This window comes from Deltaproteobacteria bacterium (assembly GCA_016219225.1).
Lineage (GTDB): Bacteria > Desulfobacterota > RBG-13-43-22 > RBG-13-43-22 > RBG-13-43-22 > RBG-13-43-22.
This window is the reverse complement of sequence record JACRBX010000260.1, coordinates 19101-27269: the sequence shown is the minus strand read 5'-3', so window position 1 is coordinate 27269 and position 8169 is coordinate 19101. Positions and strand designations below refer to the sequence as shown.

The 8169-nt window shown below is 49.3% G+C and carries 7 protein-coding genes; 2 read left to right on the top strand and 5 right to left on the bottom strand.

All coding sequences use genetic code 11. The features are described 5' to 3' along the window. Positions 1 to 105 precede the first annotated feature (105 nt). Positions 106 to 327 carry a hypothetical protein gene (locus HY879_21495; GenBank protein MBI5605917.1) on the bottom strand — a complete coding sequence of 74 codons (222 nt, stop codon included), beginning with the start codon at positions 325 to 327 and terminating at the stop codon, positions 106 to 108. Positions 328 to 481: 154 nt separating this feature from the next. Between HY879_21495 and HY879_21490 the strand changes: the two genes are divergently transcribed. Then, positions 482 to 1114, top strand: a complete 633-nt coding sequence (locus tag HY879_21490) for a DNA-3-methyladenine glycosylase I (protein MBI5605916.1) — start codon at positions 482 to 484, stop codon at positions 1112 to 1114. Then, entirely contained in the window at positions 1111 to 2055 is a 945-nt protein-coding gene (locus HY879_21485; GenBank protein MBI5605915.1) for an alpha/beta hydrolase, read from the top strand. Before HY879_21490 ends, HY879_21485 begins: the two co-directional genes overlap by 4 nt. A 361-nt stretch (positions 2056 to 2416) precedes the next feature. Here HY879_21485 and HY879_21480 read toward each other — a convergent pair whose 3' ends face one another. From HY879_21480 to HY879_21465, 4 genes are all read right to left on the bottom strand, one after another. Then, positions 2417 to 3343, bottom strand: coding sequence for an alpha/beta hydrolase (locus HY879_21480; protein ID MBI5605914.1), 927 nt, complete (start codon positions 3341 to 3343; stop codon positions 2417 to 2419). 790 nt (positions 3344 to 4133) lie between these two features. Next, on the bottom strand, positions 4134 to 4592 hold the full coding sequence (locus HY879_21475) for a GNAT family N-acetyltransferase (GenBank protein ID MBI5605913.1): 459 nt from the start codon (positions 4590 to 4592) through the stop codon (positions 4134 to 4136). An 87-nt stretch (positions 4593 to 4679) separates the two neighbouring features. Beyond that, positions 4680 to 5087, bottom strand: coding sequence for a hypothetical protein (locus HY879_21470; GenBank protein ID MBI5605912.1), 408 nt, complete (start codon positions 5085 to 5087; stop codon positions 4680 to 4682). A 700-nt stretch (positions 5088 to 5787) separates the two neighbouring features. Next, entirely contained in the window at positions 5788 to 8067 is a 2280-nt protein-coding gene (locus HY879_21465) for a xanthine dehydrogenase family protein molybdopterin-binding subunit (GenBank protein MBI5605911.1), read from the bottom strand. Between the last annotated feature and the right edge of the window lie 102 nt (positions 8068 to 8169).

Genomic DNA, 8169 nt, shown 5'->3' with positions numbered 1-8169 from the left:
AATCCAGTGATTCTAAAAGGTTTGGGAAAAGCCCTGGACCCCGGCTTTCGCCGGGGTGACGGCTACGCGGGTTTTGGTTTTTGTTTGTGAGCCCCTTTGAGGGGCTTAAATATTCAAGCCTCCGGCTTTGCCGGAGGTCGTGTGACGGTAATCAACGATTTCAACATTTTGATTTGACGGCGGAATACGTAAAGTTTCAAGGAAGTTTGCGGCATTGAGCATTTTCAGCTTTATCACCGCAGTTCGCTGGATCGCTTGGGGCAATTTAGTAGAAAATCGCCCAAAGAACAGCTTCTCGGTTTCCATGCATTTGAAACTTTTAATCATAAAAAATAGATTATCCCAAAAAGATATTATCGTCAAGGGATATTAACAAAGGAAATAATGAACCGGGAGGGTGAAGTGGGTCAGTGGTTCGGGGTTTTGCCATAGAACTGGGAAAGCAGGGGGACGACAGGGAAAGAATTTTCGGAGGCGCGCTATGATACCCAAACAGACATGTCCCTGGCCGGCCGGCGACCTATTGATGAACCGGTACCACGACGAGGAATGGGGCGAGCCGGTGCATGACGAGGGAAAACTTTTCGAGTTTCTTATACTCGAAGGGTTCCAGGCCGGCTTAAGCTGGCTGACCATTCTGAGGAAAAGAGAAAATTTCCGCAAGGCCTTCGACGGCTTCGACTTCAATAAAATTGCCAAATACGGCAAGCGAAAGATCCATGCGCTTTTAAAGGATGAAGGGATAATAAGAAACAGGTTGAAGATCGAGGGGGCGGTGGCCAATGCCAGGGCCTTTTTACAGGTGAGGGAAGAATTCGGGACATTCGACCGGTATATCTGGGGTTTCGTGGAGGGCAAACCGATACAGAATCATTTCAAATCTCTGGCAGAACTTCCCGCGAGAACAGAACTTTCCGATCTGATCAGCAAAGACCTTAAGAAAAGGGGATTTAAATTCGTCGGCTCAACGATCGTCTACGCCCACATGCAGGCTACCGGAATGGTAAACGATCACGTGGTGGATTGTTTCCGGCATAAGGAATTGAATCGTTTTATTCAACCACACAAGGATCGTACTGATGCGGCGGTCACGGAAAAAGGAGACAAATCATGAGGGTTAAAACAAATACCGTTCGAGACGGCAGCAGGTTTAGATGCAGGCCCGTTACAAAACATTTGGTGTGCCTGGCCGTCGGCCTGCTATTCCTGCTCTTGACCTCTGGAGCGCTACAAGCACAATTAGAATGGCCCCGGGTAGTCCTTTCCAAAGATGGTAGCCCGATCTCCTATGAGATCCATGGTTCCGGAGAACCGACTCTGGTTTTCGTACATGGCTGGAGCTGCGACGCCCGTTACTGGCGTGCCCAGGTGCCCTATTTCTCTAAAAAGCATCGTATAGTCCTTCTTGATCTTGCAGGCCATGGCCACTCAGGAACGGCACGCAGGCGATATACCATGGGGGCTTTTGGAGAGGATGTCTGTGCCGTGACGGAAGCTGCAGGCGGTCAGAAAGTCATTCTGATCGGTCATTCCATGGGAGGCTCGGTGATTGCGGAGGCTGCCCGGCTCATGCCGAATCGTGTAATTGGTTTGATCGGTATAGATACCCTGGTAAACATAGAATACCCGATGACCCGCAAAGAACTCAAGAAGGTGATGGCTCCTTTAAGGAAAAATTTTAGAGCGGCAAGCCGGCAGTTCGTAGGAAAGATGATCGCCCCCCAAACCGATCCGCAACTTCGCGAGTGGATTCTTTCAGATATTTCGGCGGCGCCGCCACTTGTTGCAATAAGTGCAATGAACGAAATGATGACCCAATACATCACAGGGGAGGCAGCTAAAGTCTTCGAAAAAATCCGCGTTCCCGTTCTATCCGTAAACGGCGATCTGTGGCCCATCAACTATGAGGCAAATCGGAGACACATGTTTTCTTACGATGCCATTGTTCTGAAGGAAGCGGATCATTTCTTGATGATGGATCGTCCGGAAGAATTCAACCCGGCCTTGGAAAAAGCAATCCTTAGGCTTTTGGAAAATTCGGGACAAATAAATTAAAGCCGGTGGTTGGCTGATTCTTTTATGTTTCACACTGCATCGACAAAATATTGCCTGTTGTTTCGTATTTTGCAGCCATATATAAAACCGAACTGAGTATCATACGCATTGCCAAACTCATTATCAGGGAGATCAGAGTAGATACCGGGCTCAACTGATCGGAGGGTGATATTTTCCAGTAACAAGGCCGACAAGTCATTTTCATTAAATGCTGCCATATCATTTTTCTCATTATTTTCCGGCGAACGGACTCTTCAGCGGCCGCGGTTTTTTGCGGTCCGCTGGAAGAGATGGTTCGGTGCCTTTTGATATTCAAGAGTGCCGAAGATACCTTCGGCAGCAGTTCACCCATTGTCCCCATTTATGATGATTGTATAACTTTCTGTCGTGCGAAGGTGCAAATCTCCGCAAGCGCCCGTTTAGCCTCTGGAAACCACGGGGATAGGATAGGAAATGCATGGACCATTTTAGGCCACTCCCGTAGGGTCACTTCCACTCCCTGCTCCTGAGCCTTTCTTGCGACATTGCGACAATCGTCCAAATGAATCTCATGAGTCCCGACACAAATAAAAAGCGGTGGCAGGCCTTCATAGTTCCCCATCTGGGGTGAAAGCAACGGTAATGTGGGATCATTATTGCCGATGTAGTAGGCTGTCCACACATCCCAGGAACCTTCAGGCGCGATATCCTTCTTTGCATTCGTACGAAATGAATTGGCCTCGCATCGTAAATCCGTAACCGGCGAGATCGCAAAGGCCGCTGATGGCATATTTATCTTTTTTTCCTTTAATGCCAAAAGCAAGGAGAGGGTTAATGTCCCCCCTGCTGATTCGCCTCCTACTGCAATATCTTCTGGTGCATAGCCTTGGTGTAGGAGCCATTGATAGGCCAAAACGCAGTCTTCCAGTGCTGCCGGAAATGGATGCTCCGGTGCTAACCGGTAATTGAAAACCAGGGATTTCAGTTGACTGCCCAAGGCAAATTTCGCCACATGCATCCGATGTGTTTGCACCGAACCAGAGATGAATCCACCACCATGGATGTACAGCAAGGCCTTCCCCTTTTCGCCCTGTTCTGGAACAATCCACTCTGCCTCCATATGCTCAATTTGAGCTATTTCCGTCCGGACACCCTTGGGCATTTTCATCTTAGCCGTCACTTTGTCCACACTTTTCCGAAAGGCAGCCACTGAAAAGTCCTCATCAACCACTTCCGGCTTTAACTTCATTTTGAACAAATGCCGATTTCTCAGCAACCAGATCATTATTGTGCTTTGTATACTTTGCATGAAGGCTCCGTCCTCGTGAGAAAAGCACCGAACTTTTGAATCACCGGCGATGCGCGGCTTTATCGCGCAGCGTCCGGTGGAATGATGGGTTGGGCAGCACATTAGCTCCGATAGTCTTCAAAGCCTCGGCTCGCCGCAACAATTGCATTTGCAATATCAGCAGGGGCCGCATTGCCACGTGGGGAAAGAAAAACCGTGTGCACCTTAATGGCAAGTACCGCGATAGTCGTGGGCTCGCTTGGCGCACGACCGCCCGGAAATGCACCAGGATGTTTTTGGATAAAATTCGCTGCGCTCCTTATAGCTTTGAGGTGTTGTTGACCGTCTTCTGACAAGAAGGAAAAGCGCCACGCTTGCACTCTCTCATTGATTCGTTCATTCCACTTCCCGTCAATACGCAAACCCGCTGCGGCTATGACGCGACAATCAAATGTACGTCAAGTGGATGGACGACTTGAGTAGATTGAGCAGTTTCCAATCTTTAGCATTGGACAAAGGCCTACAGCAAGATAGCCCATGACAGCGTGCCCCTTTGGCATTCCCGGTGCGCAATGCAAGAACTGTTTTGGGATAGCCGAATGGGCGGACTGATCTGACGGAGTTAGGTGAACGAAACGCCCCGCGCTACAGCACCCCCGGCACTCGCCGCAGGGAACGTCCATTGCCTCTCCAGCCTTGAAGGAAAGGAGAATGCTTCGAAGCCAAGCTTCAAAATTTCCTGCATCGACGTTCAGTGAGGCTGTCATGATTGATATTGCATGCATCGTGTCTGTGAAACACAACGACGAACTCAGCCGACGCGGCTGTTTGCGGTCGGCTGGAGTGAAAGGTTCGTAACATTCCGCTTTTCCATGATTTTTTCTGGAAATTCTGGCTCTCGGAAACCGTACTTTCTATAAAGCTCATGGGCATCTTTGGTATCAAGACGCCAGAACCGGATATCTTTAAAATCTTGGTCGTTCACAATGTGCTCAACAAACCATTTTCCCAGACCACGTTTCCGATGTCCTTCCAAAATAAATAGATCCAACAAATATGCGAATATGGTGAAATCAGATACAACTCTTGCAAATCCAGCCAATTGATTGTCTTTGTCATATATGCCGAAGCATAATGAATTCTCGATGCTTTTACGTACGGTTTCAATTGTCCGGCCTTGTCCCCAATAAGATCTGTTGCATAAATAGTCATGAATAGTGGGAATATCGAGCCTCGCTTTATCGGTGGATATCACATAACCATCAATCACGGAGAATTGCCTTTCATTTACGAACGACGCTAATCAGCCGCGCGGCTTTTTGCGTCGGCTGCATTTGCCTGGTTAGCTCTTGTCACATTAAAACAATGACTTTAGCCATTCTGCAACTTTTCCCAAAATACCAAAGAACGATCTAAGCAAAAAGATCAAAGATATGATGAGCATTACTATCACTGGGAGCGAACAATTCCTTCTAAAATAAATTAACGGGTCTTTCTCAATGGTTCTTATCAACTTACTCGTTTTGTGATCATATTTCTTAACATCTTCAAAGGATGCTCTTTGTATAAGCTCATCTTTATCCTTACTAGTTGATATCGATATTTTGGAGCCATTTCCAGTCTGAATATTGGTAGAGGAGTGTCCAGCCGATATATTTTGCTCATTTTTTCTTTTAAGAAAAAGCATCCCTAATACACCTCCAATTATGGCCACACCAACACCACTAAAAATCCATTCCTTATTTTCGATAATAAATTCAATCATAATTTACATAGCTAACATAGTATTATGCCTCAAAAATAGCATCCCTATTTCACGCACTCCTGGATGCTATGCCTCAGAAAAATGTCTTAACAGCCCATAAACATTATGCCAATATGAGGCATATGATCCAATTACGGGAGGGATGATATGCCTCAAACGACTCGTCGAGGCGAGTCGCCGCTGAATCCCCGGTCGCGCTGGCCTGAAGGATACCTCTCCGTGCTGCGGGAAGCCGGGGCACAGGAGAAAACCATCCCGCACGGTGTGGCGTGGGTACGCCGGTTCTTTGCAAAGCCTCCTGACCGCAGGCGCAGGGACCTGGGTCGAACCATTTGTAGGATTATTTGTAATGTTAGTACAATAAAATCAATTTCTTAGGGGAATGTCAATAGAAAAATGATAACACCCAAAAAGTCCTTCAAATGGTTCCCTTGTTCTTTCCCGGATAGCGCCTGAGCTTTCTTCTCGTAAGCGATTACCAACCCTTACTTCTTAAAAAATCGACCTTTCAGATGGGGCTACATTGTCAAGAAAAAACAAAGACCAAATTAAAAGCATGCCTAAGATTAATACTACAGCGACACTTTTTTTGTCATTCCCGAATATCTTTATCGGGAAGCCAGGTTTTTCAAAAAAATGGATAACATATTTTTCAAGGGCCTGAATTGATACAAAAAAAATATTATTTGGGCGGCTAAGATTAGAGTGCCTTATTTTTTGACTTTAAGGCTGCCACGATCTTTTCCGGGGTGATGGGCAAATCTTTAATGCGCACGCCGATGGCGTCAAAGACAGCGTTGGCGATGGCCGGGGCCGTGGGCACACAACCCGGCTCCCCGATCCCTTTGGCCCCGAAAGGGCCGTCCTGGTCATTGGTTTCGACGACGATCGTCTTGATGGGAATCCGGTCCTTGCAGGTCAAAAGCTTATAATCCCGGAAATTGGGGTTCATGACTTCCCCTTTGTGGATGATGAGCTGTTCGGTCAGGGCATAGCCGACCCCCATGGTTACCCCGCCATAGACCTGGCCTTCCAGGAGCATGGGATTGATGGCCCGGCCCACATCATGGGCGGCCACATAATTCAGGATCTTCACCTTGCCGCTTTCTTCATCGACCTCGACTTCCACGCCGTGGGCTCCGAAGGCATAGGTCATCGATAGATTGCCTTTGAACTCCCGGTCCAGGTTTTCATTGGCCGGATCATAAAAATATTCGGCCATGATCATCTGCCCTTGATTACTGTAATGGGCCTTGCGTAAGATCTTTTCAAGAGGCAGGAAACGGTCCGGATTCCCCTGGACAAAAACCTTCCGGTCTTTCATCCCCAGATCCTTCCTGTTCACTTCCAGTTCCAGGGCCGCCAGGGTCAGGATCTGTTCCTTTATCTTTTGGGCCGCACCCAAGGCGGCATTACCGGCCACAAAGGTCGTCCGGCTGGCATGGGCCCCTACATCCCAGGGGCAGACATCGGTATCGTTGTTGATGATATTGACATCAGCGGTCCGAATCCCCAGCTCTTCGGCCACGATCTGGGCAATGACCGTATCCGATCCCTGCCCCATTTCCGTGGCCCCGGTAAAGACATCCACCCGGCCGAAGTCATCCATCTTGATGATGGCGCCGCACCCATCAGATTTATAAACACGGGCGCCGCCGCCCACATGGATTAAGGAGGCCATCCCCACCCCCCGTTTATTCCCCTGGCCGTGCTTTTCTTTCCAATTTAAGTCCTTGGCCACGGCCTGTAAACAGGCTTCCAGGCCGCAGGTGGTGATCTTAAAGCCCTGAGGGGAGGTCTCGCCCGGTTGATTGCTGTTGATCAAACGGAATTCGCAGGGATCAATACCGGCCTGGCCGGCCAGTATATCGATCTGGCTTTCTATGGCAAAGGTGGCCTGGGGATTTCCGTAGCCCCGCATGGCCTGGCTGTAGGTATTGTTGGTGTAGACGCATTTGGCGATATAACGCACATTGGGGACTTTATAAAGAGAGGAAATCGGCATCATCATGACCGACGGGGTGGTGGCCCCCCAGGAGGTGTAAGCCCCGTTGTCCAGGATCATGGTAATGTCCCGAAAGGTCAATTTACCCTCCCGGGTGCAGCCCTGGGCGATATCGATGATCGCCGGTTGACGGGTGGAAGTGGCCTTGAATTCTTCCTGGCGGTCAAAAAGGATCTTGACCGGCTTGCGGGTCTTATGGGCCAGCAGGATGGCGATGTATTCATAGGCATAGGTGTCGAGTTTGCTGCCGAAGGCCCCGCCGATGCTGGTTTGAATGATTCGAACCCGGGAATCCGTTACACCCAGGCCCTTTAAGAATTCCAAAAAATCCTTCTGGGCCAACGAGGGAATCTGGGTATTGCTGTAAAGGGTCAGGTTGTTCCTTAGATCGAAATCGGCCACACAGCCGCTGGTGCCCAGGCAGCAGTGGGTCACCCAGGTGGCCTTAAAACGGTCCTGGGCGACAAAGGCGGAATTTTTCCGGGCCTCATCCACGTCGCCGCAGATTAATTTCCAGGGCATCTTGAGAACATTGGTTTTATGGTCTTCGTGGATCAGCGGGGCGTTTTCCAGCATGGCCTCTTCGGGGTCAAAGACCGGGGGCAGGGGACTGTAGGTGACTTCGATCAGACTTAAGGCTTCCCGGGCGATTTCCGGATCAACGGCCGCCACGGCCGCCACTTCGTCCCGATAAGAGCAGACCTTTCCGGCCTTGAGGGGGGTATTGTCTTTATAAAAGCCGAACCTTAAAGGAGGGATCAGGTCCCCGGTCAGGATGGCCCGGACCCCGGGTAATTTCTCGGCCCTGGAGATATCGATGTGCGTAATACGGGCGTGGGCGTATTTGCTGTAAAGGATTTTTCCGTAAAGCATGCCCGGCAGCTTCCAGTCCTGGATATATTTGGCCCGGCCGGTGACTTTATCAATGGCATCGATTTTAGGAATCCGCTGACCGATGATTTGAAGTTCTTCCATGGTTCTCCTTTTAATAGCATTCAGCTTTTTATTGTACTCGATTCTCCGAATTCCGAACTCTTAACTCTCAAGGCCGCCCCCCGGCCCCTGATCCCTGACCCC